Origin of the sequence: Peloplasma aerotolerans (assembly GCF_030012175.1) — a bacterium.
GTDB lineage: Bacteria > Bacillota_I > Bacilli_A > Acholeplasmatales > Acholeplasmataceae > Peloplasma > Peloplasma aerotolerans.
On the sequence record NZ_JASCXW010000004.1, the window covers coordinates 43,523 to 63,019 of the forward strand.

The window sequence follows — 19,497 nt, forward strand, 5'->3', positions numbered from 1 at the left end:
GTTTTAAACTTGAGTATATTAGTTGTTGGCGGAGCAGGGTATATTGGTTCGCATACTGTTAAATATCTACAAGACTTAGGAGAAGAAGTTATAGTAGTTGATAATCTACAAAAAGGACATAGAGAATCTATTGTTGTAGATTCATTTTATCAAGTTGATATTCGAGATAAAAATGAGCTAGTCAAAATTTTTGAAAACCACTCCATAGATACAGTTATTCATTTTGCTGCTAATTCTTTAGTGGGGGAGAGCATGGAGAAACCTCTAGATTATTATAATAATAATTTCTATGGTATGCTATGTTTATTAGAAGTCATGAAAAAATATAATGTTCTAAAATTAGTTTTCTCATCATCAGCTGCAACCTATGGAGAGCCTAATAGAATACCTATATTAGAATCTGATATTACAAGTCCAACTAATACATATGGCGAAACAAAGTTAGCAATGGAAAAAATGATGAAGTGGGTTGATAAGGCTCATGGAATAAAGTACGTTTCATTGCGATATTTTAATGCATCTGGAGCCCACCCATCTGGTATGATAGGAGAAGATCATTTACCTGAGACTCACCTAATCCCTTTAGTTTTAGAAGTTCCACTGGGTAAAAGAGATAAAATTTTTATTTTTGGTGATGATTATGAAACCAAAGATGGAACATGTATTCGCGACTATATTCATGTTTTAGATTTAGCCTCTGCACACTATCTATCAGTTAAATATCTAAGAAATAATGATGAAAGCAATATTTTTAATTTAGGTAGCGGAGAAGGTTATTCAGTTAAAGAAATAATACAAGTAGCTAGAAAAGTTACTAATCATTTAATTCCAGCTGAAGTAAAAGAAAGAAGACCAGGAGATCCTGCAATTTTAATTGCATCTTCTGACAAAGCGAAAAAGGTTCTAAATTGGGTACCAAAATACAATAATATAGAAAAAATTATAACTGATGCGTGGAATTGGCATAAAAAGAATCCAAGTGGCTATAATGTTTTAAAATAATTTAATATATAACGTAGGGATTTCTGCATAAAATTTATTGAATGATTATTAAATAAAATCTAGAAAACATAGATTTTTTAATGCTACCATAAATCATTGCAAAGATATCGACAGTTGTAAGTAGAGATTTTCATAGTAACAGACAGTTGTTGAATACCCCTCAAGGCAATCCGGTTTGTGGAAACATCTTGACATATCGAGAATACTATGATTTGGTCTTTATCAAGACAAAAAACGAGTGTAATCTTTCAAGAAAAAAATCTTCGGTTTTTGATCTACTTGATGTAACAGTTGCAAAGATATCGACAGTTCTAAGTGTAGATTTTCATAGAAACAGACAGTTGTTGAATACCCCTCAAGGCAACCTTGTGTGTGGAAACATATTTGAGTATTATTTAGGGTGGTTTAAGCTCTTAATTAAGACGATAAATGACTATTAAAAGTTAAAGCAAAAATATTGAGTTTTCATTTTCATACAGATGATATGCGATGCACAATGACATACACATGACAGACAGCTCTACATTGAAGGTCAATCGCTACAGTCCTATCTTATGGATCTAGGGCTAAAACACAATAATAAAAATTGAGTTTAGAACTGTGTAAAAACAATTATATTTTGTAATATTAACGGTAAAATAAATTAATCATCGTAAATATTTTAAATATTGATGGATAGAGACCTAAACGCAGCGATAAACATCGGTGTTCAAGGTCTCATCAAATATGTAACAAAAGCGTATGGAACAGACGCAATAGCTTGGTAAATTAATAGACACGGGTCTGTTTTACCCAAGAAGCCCCCACTTCTAATGATGTTCATTAAGTGGTGGGAGTAGTTCACTATGAATAATCATCCTAAAAGGCCTGAAGTACCTAAAACTATAGTTTCTATCAATTTTATTGACTATAGTTTTTTTGTTACTCGCATGATAAAATATATATATACATGATAGAGGAGATACTTTTAATGAACCCTAATAAATATTTAGAGGACTATATCATTTCATGCAGTCACTTATATGGAATGATTCATAAACAAAGGGTAGAAACTCTGTTTCATCTTCATCATCCAAATCAAAAATTAACATTTGAAAAAATAGATCAAGACTATCTGTTAAATAACTTTGTATTTTTCAAAAAAGATTTTTTTATTATGGAAGCAATCTATATCAATAACGAGATGTCAAAACATTTAGCTGAAACAAATGGTAAACCCTATTATGTTCCAACTCTTGAGGAACTTTTGTCATATAAAAATGAGTTTAGAGATGAATATACTGATGAAGAAAATAGACTTTATATTTACTTATCGAAAGTGAAAAATGAAGTGGTTGCATCCAATGTGATTGATGATATTATTGGCCTTATACAGGTTGGTTCTACAATTGAATCTGTGATAAGTCGTATAAGTGATTATAATATTGAACCATCAGATTTTGAACACATCATACCAGTGATTATAAATATTGCCAACAACACAAGGACTTGGGTAAATAATGGTTATACAGCAAATGAACTCGTTTTGATGCATACGAATAAGAATAAAATTGGTAGAAACAGTTTATGTCCGTGTGGAAGTGGCAAAAAATACAAATACTGTTGCATCAATAAACTTTTTATTGGTGAGGATAATCAAGATTTACACAATATAGATGTTTTTAAATTGTCTGATCAGGACAAATCAAAAATAAAGAAAAATTTGATAAGAGAAATGGATCGCATTCAGTTTTATATTGTTTTACTGAAACAGCCTTCTATGCGTGAACTTATTGATGATTTCATGTCTAAAGATATTGAACAGATTAGTCAATATGACCCAAATTTGTTAATGGGAGTTTTAGTTGAGATTCTTTTTAAAAAGAACAAAAAGAAATTAACAAGTTCTATCCAAGAGAAAGTATATAGAACTTTAAGAATTTGGACTAAGAAAAGCTGGATTCCAGAAATTTATGATGAAATCATCTATCTCCTAAATCAGTCTACGGCTCCATCTAATGAATTAATAATTAATAATTTATTATCTTTGTATAGCACACAAGATTATACTCCAAAAGATCAAATTCCAATGAATAAACCTTTTGATTTTTTGAAGAAACGACAAGAAAACACTATCTATGATGAGTATATGGATGAACAATTCGAAAATCTTTCTGTTGATATATATCGATCAACATTAAAAAATATTCCTGTACACTTGTATAACTTATTATTTTTATATCCTTTGTCTGTAGCTGTACTAAGATTGTTACTAGACTTTACTGGCATAAAAAATGATGAGAAACTACTTGAAGCAATCATATACGCTTTTGAAAAAAGTAGAGATGAAGCTTTAAATAATCCTAGTGAGGATTTTTATAGTATTGGTGATAATCGAATATATATTTTATCACTTGATTCTTTAGCATATATCTATAAACAAAATGGACAATATAAGGATGCTTATCTTCTTTATGAAAAAATACTAAAATATGATTTAAGTGATAGATTTATGGCTAAAGAGTCAGTATTAATTTGCTATGTCTATTTAGGTATGATGGATAAGCTGATGTCATCTATCGTAAATCTTGATGATGAATCTCCATATAAAAAATTGCTCATGCTTTATGCCCAAATTGATAATGATCAACCATATGCTCAAACTTATCTTTTAGCCAATGATAAACATGAATCTATTCTTAATGCTATATGTTATGGCTATGACCCTTTAAGTGATGATTTATCTGAAAATGATAAATTCTTTTTAGATGATTTTTATCCATTATTTACTTATAACAAGAAAGTTATGGAAAAGTTGAAATTATTACATGTTGAAAATATACTGATGTGAATTTATTAATAAATAACATAAAAATGTATTTCTGGAATTATCCATGAAATACTTTTTATGATATACTATTTTTATACTAATCTACTCGGAGGAAACTATGTGCGGAATCGTTGGTTTCATTGGTAATAAAAACGCAAAAGATATCATCTTAAATGGTCTAACTAAACTAGAATATAGAGGTTATGATTCTGCAGGGATGAGTCTATACAATACACGTTATCAAATCTTTGATATCTATAAAGATGTAGGACGTGTCCAACATCTCATTGATTCAGCTAAAAATAGTGCTTTATCAAATATAGGTATAGGGCATACACGTTGGGCAACCCATGGTAAAGTAAACAAAGAGAACTCACATCCTCATTATTCTCAATCACGCCGTTTTATTATTGTTCATAATGGCGTCATTGAGAATTATCAAGCTTTAAAGTCTCAATACCTAAAATACTCAAATTTTACAAGCGATACTGATACAGAAGTAATTGCTCAATTAATAGAAACTTTTTCTGAAACACTTCATGTTGATAATGCAATCCTTACAACCTTAAAACTACTGAAAGGCTCTTATGCATTACTTATTCTGGACTCCCAGGATCCAGAAAAAGTATATGCTGCTAAATATAAGAGTCCTTTATTGATAGGAAAAAGTGATGAGGGTATCACGATAGCTTCTGATTTAATGGCATTAGTAGGTTATAGTGATACTTATTATCCATTAGAAGATAAAACATTTGTCGTAGCTTCACGTGATGATGTTAGGGTATTCAATCTAAACCACGAACTTATCCAACCAAACTTTAAAAAAATAGAATTAGATCATGCAGATACTGAAAAAGGGGTTTATGCCCATTACATGTTAAAAGAAATCAACGAACAACCTGCTGTCGTTCGTCGAATTCTTACGAATTATTATGATACTGAAACATCACGTATTCCTAAATCTTTAATTTCAGCTATTCAGCAATCAGATCGGATCTACATCTTAGCTGCAGGAACCTCAATGCATGCAGGACTCATAGGAAAAAATCTATTTGAAAAAATAACAAACATTCCAACAGAAGTCCATATAGCATCAGAATTTGCATATCAAAGACCATTACTATCTAAATCACCATTTTTTATCTTAGTTTCTCAATCAGGAGAAACTGCAGATCTTCGTGCATGCCTTGTTGAACTAAAAACATCTAACTATCAAATCTTAACGATTACAAATGTCCCATCCTCTACACTTGCTAGAGAAGCGACATTTGCTTTAGAAATCCATGCAGGACCAGAAATAGCCGTCGCGTCTACGAAAGCTTATATCGCACAAATTGCGATATTAGCTCTATTAGCTAACTCAATTACTGAATCTTCAATTGATATGAAAAAAGAATTATCGATTGTTGCTAATGCAATTGAGAATTTCCTAGCAAATGAATCAATACTTACACACGTTAGAAATAAACTAACAAAACCAAACTGTTTCTACATTGGTAGAGGCTTAGACTACTATACAGGACTAGAAGCATCCCTTAAACTAAAAGAAATCTCCTACATCCAAACAGAAGGTTTTGCTGCTGGAGAATTAAAGCATGGAACCATTGCTTTAATTGAAGAAGGCACTCCAGTTATAGCTTTAATATCTGATCCTAAAATCAATCATAATACAAGGTCAAACCTAAATGAAGTGTCTGCACGTGGTGCAAACACACTTCATATAGTGACTTCAAATTGTGAAGAACCTGAAGATGAAATCATCCTGGATACCGTTCATCCACTTTTAACACCAATGATTATGGTTGTTCCTACACAACTTATTTCCTATTATGCTGCGTTAGAACGCAGTCATGACATAGATAAACCAAGAAATCTAGCAAAAAGCGTAACGGTAGAATAACAGGAGGATAATATAATGGGTAAATATTTTGGTACAGATGGTATTAGAGGGGATGCTACATCGAAAGTAACTCCAACACTTGCATATAGCGTAGGAAACACATTAAGAAAAGCATTAAATATGAACCAACTTGTTATTGGTATGGATACAAGACCAACTTCAGCTATGTTATCTGTTCGGCTTGCACACGGTGCAATCATGGGAGGTATGGAAGTTTGGAATGCATATGTCTTAAGCACACCTATGATTGCACATTACTCAAAACTAAGAGGTATTGTAGGTGCAATGATTACAGCATCTCATAATGTTCATACAGATAATGGGATTAAAATCTTTGTTAAAGGTTTTAAGACAACTCCTGATGAAGAAGCAAAAATTGAAAAGTTGATGGCTGCTAATCAAGTCATTAAACTTCCGATTCATACCGTAAAAAATGGTAATGATGATGTTAAAATTCAATACTTACAAATTTATAAAAAACTCAAATTAGAAAAAATAGATTTAAAAGCAATCTTTGATACTGCCAATGGGGCTACATCAAGTATTACAAAAGAGATTTTAGACCTTTATGTACCAAATGCTTTACAAATCTATAAACATGAAGGAATAAATACATTAATCAATGATCATTGTGGCTCTACGCATATGGAAACCATGATTAAAGAAGTATTAAAAAAGAAATATCCAGTTGGTTTTAGTTTTGATGGTGATGGAGACCGCATTCAAGCAGTTGATGCTACTGGTAGAATTTATGATGGTGACATGATTGTTTATATGATTGCCAATCATATGAAACAAAATGGCACCTTAGCAAATAATGGTGTTGTACTAACAAAAATGAGTAACTTAGGCATTATTAAAGCTTTAAAAGATAAGGGTATTGATGTTGTTTTATCCGATGTTGGTGATAAAAATGTATCACTTGCTATGGAAGAACATGGATATTGTATTGGTGGTGAATCTTCAGGGCATGTGATCTTAAGCCAATTTATTCATACAGGTGATGGTTTATTAGTTTCTATGTATTTAATGAAAATACTCAATGATACTAAAAAATGGTTTGATGAACTCACAAAAGATGTTAAACTATATCCGATTGAACATGTAAATATTTCTGAAGTTCCAAAAGAAACTTTAAAAAAAGATTCTGTTCAAAACTATTTAATTAAATTAAAAGAAAAATTGGGTGAAGATTCTCTTCTCTTAGTTAGACCAAGTGGCACCGAGAACTTGATTCGCGTGACAGTCAGTCATCCGGATGAATCAATGGTTAAAAATAGCACAAAGGATCTTGTATCATTTATCCTTAAGGAGGGTGAAAAGTAATGAAAAAATATGCACTCATACTCGCAGCAGGTAAAGGCACAAGAATGCGCACTGAATTGCCAAAATGTGCGTTTCCAATCTTAAAGAAACCAATGATTGAATATATCATTGAAAACATTGAAAAATCAGTGATTGATGAAACGATTGTTGTTGTTGGTCATAAAAAAGAAGTGATGGAAGATATTTTAAAAGACCGAGTCAAATATGCAGTCCAAGAAGAACAACTAGGAACCGGTCATGCAGTATCTTCAGCAGCATCTTTATTAGAAAATGAAGAAGGTATTACTTTTATCCTTCCTGGAGATATGCCACTTATGGAATATCCCGTCATGGATAAAATCATTTCATCTCACCTTGAGATGGGAAATGATTTAACGGTTGTTACGATGTTAATGGATTATCCAAAGGGATATGGTCGTATTATTCGAGATGAATATGGTGTTGTTAATGGTATCGTTGAAGAACTTGATTGTAATGAATCTCAAAAACTCATTAAAGAAGTGAATTCAAGCGTTTATGTCGTTGATAATAAAGCATTATTTGAAACGATTAAAAAGATTAGAAGAAATGAACGTAAAGGTGAATATTACTTAACTGATATCGTTTCATTAATGCATCAAACACATAAAGTCAATACTTTTTTAGTTAGAGATCCTCAAATAACAATGGGTGTTAATGACTTATATGGTGTTGGTATTGCTGAAAAGTATTTACGTGATACCATTAATAAAGGCCATATGTTAGGTGGAGTCTCTATTGTAAACCCTGAGACTGTAACGATTGGACATAATGTTATAATTGAACCAGGTGCTTGGATATACCCAAATACAACCTTAATGGGTAATACCATTATTAAAGCTGGTGCAGTTATTGGACCAAATACAGAAGTTTTGAATTCAACGATTGAATCGTATGCAGAAATTAGACATAGTATCGTTTTAGATTCTATTGTTGGTGAACGTACAACCGTTGGTCCATTTGCTCACTTAAGAAGAAATGCAATCATCGGTAAAGATAATAGAATTGGTAACTTTGTTGAAGTTAAAGCATCTACTACAGGAGATCACACCAAAGCTGCACACTTAATTTATATTGGTGATGCAGAAGTAGGATCTAATGTTAATTTTGGTTGTGGATCAGTTACTGTTAACTATGATGGTGTTAAAAAACATAAGACCATCATTGGTGATGATGTCTTTATTGGATGTAATGTGAATTTGGTTGCTCCAATAAAGGTAAGTGATAATGTCTTTATCGCCGCAGGTTCAACAGTGACTCAAGATATTCCTAAAGGTGCAATGGCTATTGCACGTAATAAACAAATCAATAAAGAAGATTATTCAAAGAACTTAATTAAACCAAAACCAAAACCTGAATAATATCACTATAGATAGTTGCGATCCTTTGCAACTATCTTTTTTTATGTTCTTTTATATCAATAGATATATCGTGATATAATAAATTAACAACAAAAATATCTTTGTTAGTCTATGATAAAAGAGATGTAGGAGATAATATGAACCCTTTAGTAATCCCTATCTTATTAGAAAAAGAAGTGAATCGTCATACTTATCTCATTATAAAAGATGATATATCGATATTAATCGACCCAGGTGCTAAACACCATGTGCCGCTTCTTTTAGCAGCATTAGAAGAACATATTGAAATCTCTAAACTATCTTATATTGTTTTACAATCTAATGATTACTTAAACTTAACATCACTAGAAGACTTAAATCAAAAGGGTTTTCATGGAAAAGTGATTGTTAATGAAGTAGGTGTCCCCTATTTAGAAAACATGATCTCTAATGATATTGTTACGATTGAATCACTAGATTATAAACTTAAATTTGGAGATGGACAAACACTAGAGTTTATTTCTATGCCTTTTTTGCCTTTTCCTGAATGTTATGTAAGTATTTATATTGAAGAGGGCTTTTTGTTTTCTGCACATCTTTTTTCTCATCATACAAAAAATCAAAAGGAATTGATTAATTCAATCAATCAATTCCATGAAAGTGTACTCCCTAGTATTGAGTTTGTCAGACAAGCAGTTAAGAAAATAAAGAAACATAATATTATTTCTATTTATCCGCGTTTAGGTCTTGTGATTCATAAGCTTATGATCCCTGATGTTTATCAAGGCATCTTATCCTATGATTTTTATAATTCCAATCAAGTTGTTGAACGCAAAAATAAAAAGAATGTTTCTTATAACTATGAAACGATTTGTAATCATATGCTAAAGAAACTAGAAACGAAATACCATAGATACGAAATATTAGATGCTTTTAAAGACTCTGAGATTTATTTGGAGCTTTATCCTCATATTGAAATAGAGTCTACAAAGCTTGCAGGCTATAAATTATGGAATACTTTTTTTGATACGATTTATCAAAAAAAGGGTGTTAGTTGGCTAACACTCCTAGAATCTGTTGTTAAAAAGTATCATAAGTCATTTAACATTCAGTTACCTGCAATCTATAAGACAACATCATATCTTCAACAATCAAAAATAGAGATCTTAAATGTCGAAAAGAAAAACCTTGAACAAGAAGTTGAAGAACTATCCTCAAAAATAACAGAGACAACCGATAAACTTCTGCGTTGTTCAATCACCAATCTTTATAATCAAAGATTTATGATTGGTCATTTATTAAATAACTTAGATCAACCTTTAGCTGAAAACAAATCAAGATGTTTGGTCTTGATACATATTGATAACTTATTAGAAATCAATAAAAAATATGGTGTTCATAAAGGTGATGAGACCTTAAGGAACTTAGTTCATATCATTAATAACATGAAACAAGAAGATGCTTTATTATTTAAACAAAATGGACCTGGTATTTTTGTTTATCGTCACGAAATTGATGAGAAGTCTTTAACAGCGCTCGCTGTTAAATTAAGTAATCTCGTTAAAAAGTCAGAACTCTTTATAGAGCCGATAACGATAACGATAAGTATTACCTCATCATCTGAACTAAATACGCGTTATGGCCTTGATGAACGTGTTAATCAGTTTATTGAACTTGCACAAATGCGACTAGAAAGAGCGAAACTCAAAGGTAAAGATCAAATCCTTGATCAACATACAGATGAAAAAACATTTACTGAAGGGATTATTCTTTTGGTTGATGAAGATGAAACTTATCAAAACTTAATGGTTAAAATCTTTGATCGAATCCATTATCAAGTGATTATTGCTAAAGATATCTATGATGCTTATGATCAATTAGAAACTCATAATATTGATGTCATTATCTCTGAGATTAATTTAACAAAACTTGATGGTTTTCAACTTAAACAAAAAATCAATCAATCTCAAAACTTTAGAAACATCCCATTTATTATGGTAAGTCACCATAAAAATTTGGATGTTGTGACACGTTGTAATTTATTAGATGTTGACTTTATTTTACAAAAGCCTATTATACCAGAAGAATTAATTGGACATATTAAGCGTATTCGTGACCAGAAAGTGATGATATCATGATTGATATTATTTATGGTGTTTTCGCCTTTTTTGGTTTAATCATTATTGTGTTTATATTACTTATTCTGACACAAAAAAGAAGATTAAACAAAAAAGAACTCAAAGTTAAGAAAGCTAGGGATTATCTCTTTAAAAAATATATAGACCAAGAAGACGTTGACATTCCTGTTTCTAAACGTTTCTTTTTTGATGCTTTAATAGATGTAGATGAACAAATCCATCTAGATCCTGTTATTAGAGAAAGCATTATTGAAGATTTCAAAGATTCTAGATTTATAAAAAAACAAAAAAGAAACATTAATGCTTTAAGTACTTTTAAAAGAAGAATTGCTGTTTACTATATTTCAAAACTAAGAACTGAAGAAGCATATGAAATGCTTTTCAAACGTTTTAATAAAGAACGAAATGAAGCAGTTAGATTAAGAATCGTAGCGCACATGCGCTACGGATTAAAAGATGAGTATCTTTATCCAATCATTGAGTCATTAGAAAAGAGTACAGATCAATATCAAGACAGGTTATGTACTTTATTAGGAAGTAACTATAAAAGAATCTATGATACGTTTTCAACTTATAGTGACGATCACAGATATGAAATTGTTTTAGGCTTGATTCGCATAGGATCATTTCATGCTGATGCATTTTTAATCGAATACATGCAAGTAAGACTTGAATGGATTCTTCAAACAAGTCCTTATGAAGTATCTAAAAATGAATTCTTAAAGGAAAATATTTTAAAAAACTTGTTAAAGCATACTCCAGAAATCTTAAGTGTTGAGAAATATTTAGAACATGATGATCCAAAAATAAAGGCTTATGCGGTTTCATCTTTAACTAATCGCGCTAGCATTAAATGCATCAACCGCATTATTGATGGATTTGATGGTAGTGAAATAGATGAAGTCAGAGTCAAAACATTATCTAAAATGGTTTTAAATGATCGTTCCTTTTTAGATCACCTATTAAGAATTTATGTTGAGTTAAAGCCTCATCAAAAAGAAATGTTAACGAAGGTGTTTTCTGATCGAATTGATTATATTATTCTAGATTTATTTAATGCTCAAAAGAAATTATTAAAAGAAATTTTAGAACTTGTCTTAAATCAAAATATTATAGAACCTATCATAGATTTCTTAAATGAAAATAAGAATGAACAAATAGAATCATTTTTGCTTGAGATTATCAAGTCAAAAATGAGTCTTAATGATGAAATGACGAAAGAATTTAGAATTTATCTTCATCAAGATATATTAATTAAAATGGGATTACAAAGCTTAACACCTGTTATTGAAAAAAAAGAAAAACCTCCGATTGAAAAAACAAAAGTTTATTGGATGATTAAGTGGATTGTCTTTTCTTTATTATTATTTCCACTGATTTATATCTTTAGATTAGGTGATACGATTTTTAATTTAAGTATGACTGAAATCATTAATGGGTTTTTAATAGATGTCAATGTTTACCTAATCTTTTATTTCTTGACGATTAATACAATATACATAATCTTATTTCTCTTAGCTTTGTTAGCTTCTAAAAAACAAGTTGCTTTATCCAAGACTAGAAAGTATACTTTATTATTCTCTGAACGTTTATTACCAGGTATATCAATTATCGCTCCTGCATATAATGAAGAGGTAAGTATTATAGAGAGTGTAACGAGTCTTTTAAATCTTCAATATCCAATTTATGAAGTAGTTGTCGTCAATGATGGATCTAAAGATTCTACTTTAAGTATCTTAATTAAGCATTTTAACTTAGAAAGAAAGCATCCATCTCATATCAATCATTTAAATACGAAAAAGATAAGAGGCGTCTATACGACAAAAGATATTCCTAACTTAGTTGTTGTTGATAAACAAAATGGTGGAAAAGCTGATGCTTTAAATGTTGGTATCAATGTGAGTAAACAACCTTATGTTTGCGGTATTGATGCAGATAGCATTTTAGAAGGTGATGCTTTATTAAAGCTTGCATCATCAATGCTTGATGACACTAAACCTTATGTTGCCTTAGGGGGCAACATCTATCCAGCCAATGGATTTACCTTCGATAAAGGAAAAGTAGAAAAAAGAAGTATTCCTAAAGAAATGATTTGTAGATTTCAAACCATTGAATATTTAAGAGCTTTTACAAGTGGTCGTATTGGTTGGAGTGAACTCAGAAGCTTAATGATTATTTCTGGTGCTTTTGGTTTATTTCAAAAAGAAACTTTAATCGAAACTGGTGGTTATTTAACCAGTAGCAGCAAGCTTAAAAAAGATACAGTTGGTGAAGATATGGAGCTTGTTGTTAGACTGACTAGACAAGCATTAGAGAAAAAAGATCCATATCGTGTCTCTTATGTTTATAATGCGTTTTGTTATACTGAGCTACCAAGTGACTTAAAGACACTATTAAAACAGCGTAATCGTTGGCAAAGAGGTTTAATTGATATTCTTTCTTATCATAGAAAGTTATCCTTTAATCCTAAGTATAAACAAATAGGATTAATAGGATATCCTTATTTCTTTATCTTTGAGTTTTTAGGACCGTTTTTTGAAGCACAAGGATATTTGATGTTGATGATTGCATTAATCTTGGGATTACTTAATCCTGTTATTATATTAGGTATCTTTGGAGCATCTATTTTATTTGGTGTTGTGATTTCCTTATCATCAATATTTATGTCAGAAAAAGAACTTGTGATGATGAATAAGAAAGAAACGTTTGTGATGATTTTTTATGCAATCTTTGAAAACTTTGGATATCGACAATTAATTAGTATGCATCGAGTGTTTTCTACCTTTAGTGCACTTAGAGAAAGTGGCACATGGGGTACTCAAAAACGTAAAGGATTTAAATCTTAAATGTAAATTTATTTCATAATCTGGAAGTCTTATATTTAGTGTTTTTGTTGTGCTATAATGGAATTATATTAAATATAAAGGAGAATATATCATGGCTAGTAATTCTTTAGATATGCTTGTTGATTTATATCAACCTATCATTAAAGAACTTGATACACCTTTCGAAATTGTTAGAGTCTTATCACCAAGCAGTGATAAGGTATTAGATTTTATTGGTACACACTTTTCAAAAGGTTGGTTATCGGAAGCAAAAGCAGGCTTGTATAAAAATCATCCAACATGCTTTATCGCAAGAGATGATTCAAAAATCATTGGCTTTGCATGTTATGATGCAACTGCTAAAGCATATTTTGGACCAACAGGTGTTGATGAAGTTTATCGAGGAAAAGGTATTGGTAAAGCTTTACTTTTAAAATGTTTAGTTTCCATGAAAGAAGAAGGTTATGGATACGCAATTATTGGTGGTGTAGAACCTAAGAATTGGCCATTTTATGAAAAAGTATCTGGAGCTGTCCCAATTCAAAATAGTAAAAAAATCTATCAAAGAATGGTTTAAATGCTAAAAATCTCATATTTTATGTAAAGAAATGTAAATTTTGTCGATAATAATCATTTATTATTGACTTTTTTTTCATAGAAGCGTAAAATTTAAACCAAAAAAGAGGTTCTTATGAAAAACTATACAAGACTTGATGTTTTAAAAGATGCTAAAGAAAATAATGTTAGATATATCCGCTTGCAGTTTACAGATATGCTTGGTACAGTTAAAAACGTTGAGATACCTTTTGGTAACTTAGAAAAAGCTTTGGCTAATGAAATTATGTTTGATGGATCATCTGTTCAAGGGTTCGTTCGTATTGATGAAGCAGATATGTATTTATATCCTGATCTATCAACATGGTTAATCCTAGAATGGGAGTCTACACCTTCAGGAAAAGTAGCAAGATTAATCTGTGATGTCTATACAACTGAACACTTACCTTATCAAGGAGATCCTAGATATATCTTAAAAAGAAATCTAGAAGAGATGAAGAAGTTAGGATATGATAAGTTTAATATTGGTGTAGAACCTGAATTCTTTTTGTTTAAACTAGATGATAATAATAGACCTACACTAGAATTTTCTGATTTAGGAGGATACTTCGATTTAGCACCTATAGATGGCTCAGAAGATGTAAGACGTGATATTGTTTTAGAAATGGAAAAGATGGGATTCCAAATGGAAGTTTCTCATCATGAGGTTGCCTTTGGGCAACATGAGATTAACTTCCATTTCGATAATGCTTTGGAAGCTTGTGATAATATTCAAACTTTTAAAATATTAGTTAAAAATGTAGCACGTCGTCATGGCTATCATGCAACTTTTATGCCAAAACCGATTCAAGGGATTAATGGCTCTGGGATGCATACGAATTGTTCGATATCAGATGCTGAAGGAAATAATTTATTTTATGATCCAAATACGGAAAATCAATTATCCAATACAGCATTATGCTTTATTGGCGGTGTGATGAAGCATGCACAATCATTTGCTTTAGTAACTAACCCTACAGTGAACTCATATAAACGATTAGTTCCTGGTTATGAAGCACCATGCTACATCTCATGGAGCGATGCAAATCGCTCAACGATGATTAGAATTCCCGCAACACGTGGTAATTCTACACGTATTGAAGTTCGATCAGTTGATCCATCAGCAAATCCATATTTGGCAATGAGTGGAATATTAGCAGCTGGACTAGATGGAATTAAAAATCAAATTGATAGTATCTTACCTGTTAAGAAAAACCTTTTTAAACTCACTGAAACAGAAAGAAAAAAATCAGGTATTAAAAATCTTCCTGAAAGTTTATATGAAGCCATTAACTTGTTTTCAGAATCCAGTTTAATGAAAGAATCCATTGGTGAAGAGTTATATTTCAAGCTTATAGAAGCGAAAACAAGAGAATGGGATGACTACAAGTCCAAAATCTCAGCTTGGGAATTAGAGAAATATTTGCCCATTATTTAACATATTACACCTATTTATTAGGTGTTTTATTTTTGATTTGTTATAATGTAATTATAAAAAGCGGAGGGAACTATATGAAAAACTGGAATTTAAATGATTTATACTTAGGATTTGATGATAAATATAATCAAGACCTAGGTCTTTTAGAACAACTTGTCGATGAATACATGGATTTCATCAACAAAAAATCAGTATCATCTATTGATTATATTGAAGGATACCTAAAGTATCAAGAAGAGATTCACAGAATATCTAGAACGTTATCAAGTTTTGCGATGTTGACCTTAGCGACTGATGTGACAAATGATCAAGCACCACTCTATATGTCTAAGGTTCAAAAGATATATCGTAAGGCTACTGCTGAAGACGTCTTATTTACACGTTATATTGAATCTGTTGATTTAGATGAATTAGCTTCTCAATCTAAATTGATTAATCAATATAAGTACAATTTATATCTTGAACAACAAGAAGCTAAACACTTGTTAACTGAAAAAGAAGAAATCTTATATGCTAAACTCAAAGAACTTGCATCATCAGGTTGGGGCATGCTTCATAACATCACAACTGCAAATCTTGCAGTAGACTTTAGAGGAGACGAAATTAGCCTAAGCGAAGCGAGAAACTTAGCCTATGATCATGACCCTAAAGTCAGAGAAGATGCGTTTAACGCTGAGATTAAAGCATATGGCACGATAGAAGATCAAGTTGCTCTAGCTTTATCTAACATTAAGCGAGAAGTTGTTTTAATGAATGAACTCAGAGGTTATGATTCAGCACTTGATAAAACATTAGAACAATCTAAGATGACAAAAGCTACCCTTGATGCAATGTTATCTGCAATGATGGACTACCGTCCTTATTTTGAAGCTTATTTAAAACAAAAAGCAAAATACTTAGGTCACGAAACCAATCTACCTTTTTATGATCTTTTTGCTCCTGTTGGAAAACTAGAAAAAACATATACCTATGAAGAAGCACAAGATTTAGTCAAAGAAGCGTTTTATGGTTACTCAAAACGCTTAGGTGACTTTGCTACTCGTGCTTTTGATCAAGAGTGGATTGACGTTTATCCTAAAAAAGGAAAACGTGGTGGAGCATTTTGTTCAAATCAACCACAGCTAAAACAATCACGTATTATGACGAACTTTACTGGCTCTTTATCTGATGTTTTAACTTTAGCACATGAACTTGGCCATGGTTATCATGGCGAAGTGATTTCAAATAATCAACCGCTACATTGGAGCTATCCGATGCCTTTAGCAGAAACTGCATCAATTTTTTGTGAAACGATTGTCAACAATCATTTACTAAAAACAATAACTGATCCTAAGCAAAGGTTATCCATTTTAGAAAATTCACTTCAAGGTGATACCCAAGTCATCGTTGATATTCTATCTCGTTACATGTTTGAAACAAACCTATTAGAACACTCAACAGGCCCAGTTTCTAAGCATCAAATGAAAGAAATGATGCTAAACGCTCAAAAAGAATCCTATCTTAATGGACTTGATCATAATCAACTCCATCCTTATATGTGGCTTGTTAAAGGGCATTACTACAGTGCACAACTCAATTTTTATAACTTTCCTTATGCTTTCGGTTTACTTTTTGGTAAAGGGTTATATGCACAATACATAAAAGAGCCTAATAACTTTATCGCAAACTATGATGATCTTTTATTACTAACAACCAAAACAAGTATCGAAGAAGTTGCTAAAACCATGAATATTGATGTGACTCAAAAAGATTTTTGGATTGATTCATTAAATCAAGTAAAAAAAGATATTGATGAAGTGATTGCACTATTTAAACTATAATTATCAATTTTACTCATATTGCTTACTTTTAGTAAGCCATCTATGATATAATTAATTCAATAAAAAATGTTTATCTACGGAGGAATATATGAACGAACAACAACATGAGCATGAAAGCGAAATTAGCTTACTTGATTTATACAAAATTCTTAGAAACAATCTCGTTTTAATTTTAACTCTCACTTTTCTTGTAGGTGCGATTGCTGGTGCTTATGCATTTTTAGTCGCTGATCCTAAATATAAATCAAATGCATACGTTATGGTTCAAGTCCAAGTTGAAAACCCAGGTGGTAATTCATTTGACTTGATTAATGCTCAAAGACTTTTAGCAACTGCTGCTGATTTAATTTCGATGCCTGTTGTTTTAGATAAAGTGATTGAAGAGCTAGAACTTGATATGACACCAAATCAATTAAAACGAAATCTTACCGTGAGTTCGAGCAATACGAGCTACTTTATCAATGTCAGTTATATATCAGAAGACAACGTCCAATCAAAAGAGGTAGTCAATGCTGTGATTAGTGCTGCTATTGAATTTGCTGATGAGAATGTCTTGATTCTAAAAGATAACATCATCCGCACAAGTTATGCTGATAATGGTGTCTATGATTCACCTAATAAGGCTTTATATGTCGTTATCGGATTAATCTTAGGTGGTATTTTAGGTGTTGGTATTGCTTTTATTAAAGAAATGTTTAATAATACGTACCGATCTAAAGATCAACTAGAAGCTGCTTTTGGCATCCAGGTTTTAGGTGTAATTCCTGAATTTGAAGTCAAGGAGGGCAAAGTATGAAAAAGAGACTAAAAATATTTAATGGTGAAAATGTTCAAAAATATGATTATCTTGTCACGAAAGAACAACCACTTTCTTATACAGCTGAATCATTTCAAAAAGTTTTGATTAATCTTGATTATGCGAATATTGATAACGAATATAAAGTGATTCAATTTACATCAACATTAGCATCAGAAGGTAAATCAACATTTATTTCTAATTTATCTTATTTATTAGGACAAAAAGGAAAGAAAGTTATTTTATTAGATCTAGATTTAAGAAAACCTAAAATTCATCGTGTTTTTAATTCAACCAATAGAAATGGCTTAACAGATTATTTGTCAGGTAAAATTGAGTATAAAGAAATGGTACGTCATTCTAATGAAGTTGGAGTTGATTATATCGTTGCTGGAGAAAAGACAACTGCAGTTGTTAATGTTTTAGAAGCGAAAAAACTTAAAGAACTCATTGCTGAACTTCGTGAAGCCTATGATTATGTATTGCTTGATACACCTCCAGTTATTGCTGTATCAGATGCATTATATATTGCAAAAATAGCAGATGGTGTCATCTTTGTTGTTGCCCAAAATGTTGCTAAAAAAACATTGGTGAAAGAAGCAGTTGAAACACTAAGGAAAAATGAGATTAATATCTTAGGCACTGTTTTGACTCAAGTGAACCTTAAGAGTGGAGAATATGGCTATGGATTTGACTATAGCTATAAATACGAAGACGGCGAAGAATAATGATTGATATTCATACACATATACTTCCAGGTGTTGATGATGGATCTCCATCACTTGAATCATCGATTGAAATGATTAAACAAGAAATAAATGATGGTGTCGAGTCAATTATTTTAACACCTCATGTTCAATCGCATGTTCAAAAAGTAGATCATAAAGCATACAACACCATTTTCGAAAACTTAAAATCTGAAGTATTAAAACAAGGTTTAAAAATCAATTTATATCTAGGTGCAGAGATCAATTATCGTTCTCATTTAGAACCTGATTATCAAGCCATGTCTTTAGCTGGCTCTAGATATATTCTAGTTGAATTTTCACCAATGGTTGAAACACCGATTGAAGATATTGTTTATGATATCTCAAGAAGTGGATTTATTCCTATTGTTGCACATATTGAAAGATATCAGTATTTACAGTTTGATGATTACTATAAAATCAAAAATACTGGTGCTTTGTTACAAATGAATGCATCAGCAATCTTAGGTTTGGAAAAGATTGTTAATAAGAAGTTAGTTCATAAGCTTCTTAAAGAAAAACTCATCGACTTTGTAGCAACCGATACACATCATCCAGAAAAAAGACCACCAAATATGAAGGCTTGCTATGATTTATTAAAGAAGAGTTATGATGAATCTTATTTAAATGAGATCTTTTACTTAAATCAAAAGAAAATTTTAAGCGATTAACTTATGTTGCCAGGTTTACTTGGTGACATATTTTTTTGCATTTCTTGTGATTTGCTTATAAAAAGTAGTAAAGT

General features: G+C 31.1%; 13 protein-coding genes. All 13 read left to right on the forward strand.

Features of this window, described 5'->3' with window-relative positions:
• Nucleotides 1–9 precede the first annotated feature (9 nt).
• Nucleotides 10–1,002: a UDP-glucose 4-epimerase GalE gene (gene galE / locus QJ521_RS02365; protein ID WP_282838812.1), complete on the forward strand. Its 993-nt coding sequence runs from the start codon at nucleotides 10–12 to the stop codon at nucleotides 1,000–1,002.
• Between the two features lie 970 nt (nucleotides 1,003–1,972).
• Nucleotides 1,973–3,832, forward strand: a complete 1,860-nt coding sequence (locus tag QJ521_RS02370; RefSeq protein ID WP_282838813.1) for a YecA family protein — start codon at nucleotides 1,973–1,975, stop codon at nucleotides 3,830–3,832.
• Between the two features lie 97 nt (nucleotides 3,833–3,929).
• Complete coding sequence (glmS, locus tag QJ521_RS02375) at nucleotides 3,930–5,711, forward strand: glutamine--fructose-6-phosphate transaminase (isomerizing) (protein ID WP_282838814.1); 1,782 nt, start codon at nucleotides 3,930–3,932, stop codon at nucleotides 5,709–5,711.
• A gap of 15 nt (nucleotides 5,712–5,726) precedes the next feature.
• Nucleotides 5,727–7,037, forward strand: coding sequence for a phosphohexomutase domain-containing protein (locus QJ521_RS02380; protein WP_282838815.1), 1,311 nt, complete (start codon nucleotides 5,727–5,729; stop codon nucleotides 7,035–7,037).
• Nucleotides 7,037–8,416, forward strand: a complete 1,380-nt coding sequence (gene glmU, locus QJ521_RS02385) for a bifunctional UDP-N-acetylglucosamine diphosphorylase/glucosamine-1-phosphate N-acetyltransferase GlmU (protein ID WP_282838816.1) — start codon at nucleotides 7,037–7,039, stop codon at nucleotides 8,414–8,416. Before QJ521_RS02380 ends, glmU begins: the two co-directional genes overlap by 1 nt.
• Nucleotides 8,417–8,553: 137 nt before the next feature.
• Entirely contained in the window at nucleotides 8,554–10,533 is a 1,980-nt protein-coding gene (locus tag QJ521_RS02390; protein ID WP_282838817.1) for an oxygen-binding di-iron domain-containing protein, read from the forward strand.
• On the forward strand, nucleotides 10,530–13,379 hold the full coding sequence (locus QJ521_RS02395) for a glycosyltransferase family 2 protein (protein WP_282838818.1): 2,850 nt from the start codon (nucleotides 10,530–10,532) through the stop codon (nucleotides 13,377–13,379). The genes QJ521_RS02390 and QJ521_RS02395 overlap by 4 nt, the downstream gene beginning before the upstream one ends.
• Before the next feature lie 91 nt (nucleotides 13,380–13,470).
• Nucleotides 13,471–13,935, forward strand: a complete 465-nt coding sequence (locus QJ521_RS02400) for a GNAT family N-acetyltransferase (protein WP_282838819.1) — start codon at nucleotides 13,471–13,473, stop codon at nucleotides 13,933–13,935.
• A gap of 114 nt (nucleotides 13,936–14,049) precedes the next feature.
• A complete protein-coding gene (locus QJ521_RS02405; RefSeq protein ID WP_282838820.1) occupies nucleotides 14,050–15,390 on the forward strand; it encodes a glutamine synthetase family protein in 1,341 nt (446 codons plus the stop codon).
• A gap of 74 nt (nucleotides 15,391–15,464) precedes the next feature.
• Entirely contained in the window at nucleotides 15,465–17,210 is a 1,746-nt protein-coding gene (locus tag QJ521_RS02410) for a M3 family oligoendopeptidase (RefSeq protein WP_282838821.1), read from the forward strand.
• 88 nt (nucleotides 17,211–17,298) lie between these two features.
• A complete protein-coding gene (locus tag QJ521_RS02415) occupies nucleotides 17,299–18,006 on the forward strand; it encodes a YveK family protein (RefSeq protein WP_282838822.1) in 708 nt (235 codons plus the stop codon).
• Nucleotides 18,003–18,734, forward strand: coding sequence for a CpsD/CapB family tyrosine-protein kinase (locus QJ521_RS02420; RefSeq protein ID WP_282838823.1), 732 nt, complete (start codon nucleotides 18,003–18,005; stop codon nucleotides 18,732–18,734). The genes QJ521_RS02415 and QJ521_RS02420 overlap by 4 nt, the downstream gene beginning before the upstream one ends.
• The gene (locus QJ521_RS02425; RefSeq protein ID WP_282838824.1) at nucleotides 18,734–19,423 is read left to right on the forward strand and encodes a tyrosine-protein phosphatase; all 690 of its coding nucleotides are present in this window, start codon (nucleotides 18,734–18,736) and stop codon (nucleotides 19,421–19,423) included. The genes QJ521_RS02420 and QJ521_RS02425 overlap by 1 nt, the downstream gene beginning before the upstream one ends.
• Nucleotides 19,424–19,497: the final 74 nt, after the last annotated feature.

Coding starts and splice junctions, on each gene's coding strand:
- QJ521_RS02370 (WP_282838813.1), top strand. CDS start 1,973: ATGAACCCTAATAAATATTTAGAGGACTATATCATTTCATGCAGTCAC.
- glmS (WP_282838814.1), top strand. CDS start 3,930: ATGTGCGGAATCGTTGGTTTCATTGGTAATAAAAACGCAAAAGATATC.
- QJ521_RS02380 (WP_282838815.1), top strand. CDS start 5,727: ATGGGTAAATATTTTGGTACAGATGGTATTAGAGGGGATGCTACATCG.
- glmU (WP_282838816.1), top strand. CDS start 7,037: ATGAAAAAATATGCACTCATACTCGCAGCAGGTAAAGGCACAAGAATG.
- QJ521_RS02390 (WP_282838817.1), top strand. CDS start 8,554: ATGAACCCTTTAGTAATCCCTATCTTATTAGAAAAAGAAGTGAATCGT.
- QJ521_RS02395 (WP_282838818.1), top strand. CDS start 10,530: ATGATTGATATTATTTATGGTGTTTTCGCCTTTTTTGGTTTAATCATT.
- QJ521_RS02400 (WP_282838819.1), top strand. CDS start 13,471: ATGGCTAGTAATTCTTTAGATATGCTTGTTGATTTATATCAACCTATC.
- QJ521_RS02405 (WP_282838820.1), top strand. CDS start 14,050: ATGAAAAACTATACAAGACTTGATGTTTTAAAAGATGCTAAAGAAAAT.
- QJ521_RS02410 (WP_282838821.1), top strand. CDS start 15,465: ATGAAAAACTGGAATTTAAATGATTTATACTTAGGATTTGATGATAAA.
- QJ521_RS02415 (WP_282838822.1), top strand. CDS start 17,299: ATGAACGAACAACAACATGAGCATGAAAGCGAAATTAGCTTACTTGAT.
- QJ521_RS02420 (WP_282838823.1), top strand. CDS start 18,003: ATGAAAAAGAGACTAAAAATATTTAATGGTGAAAATGTTCAAAAATAT.
- QJ521_RS02425 (WP_282838824.1), top strand. CDS start 18,734: ATGATTGATATTCATACACATATACTTCCAGGTGTTGATGATGGATCT.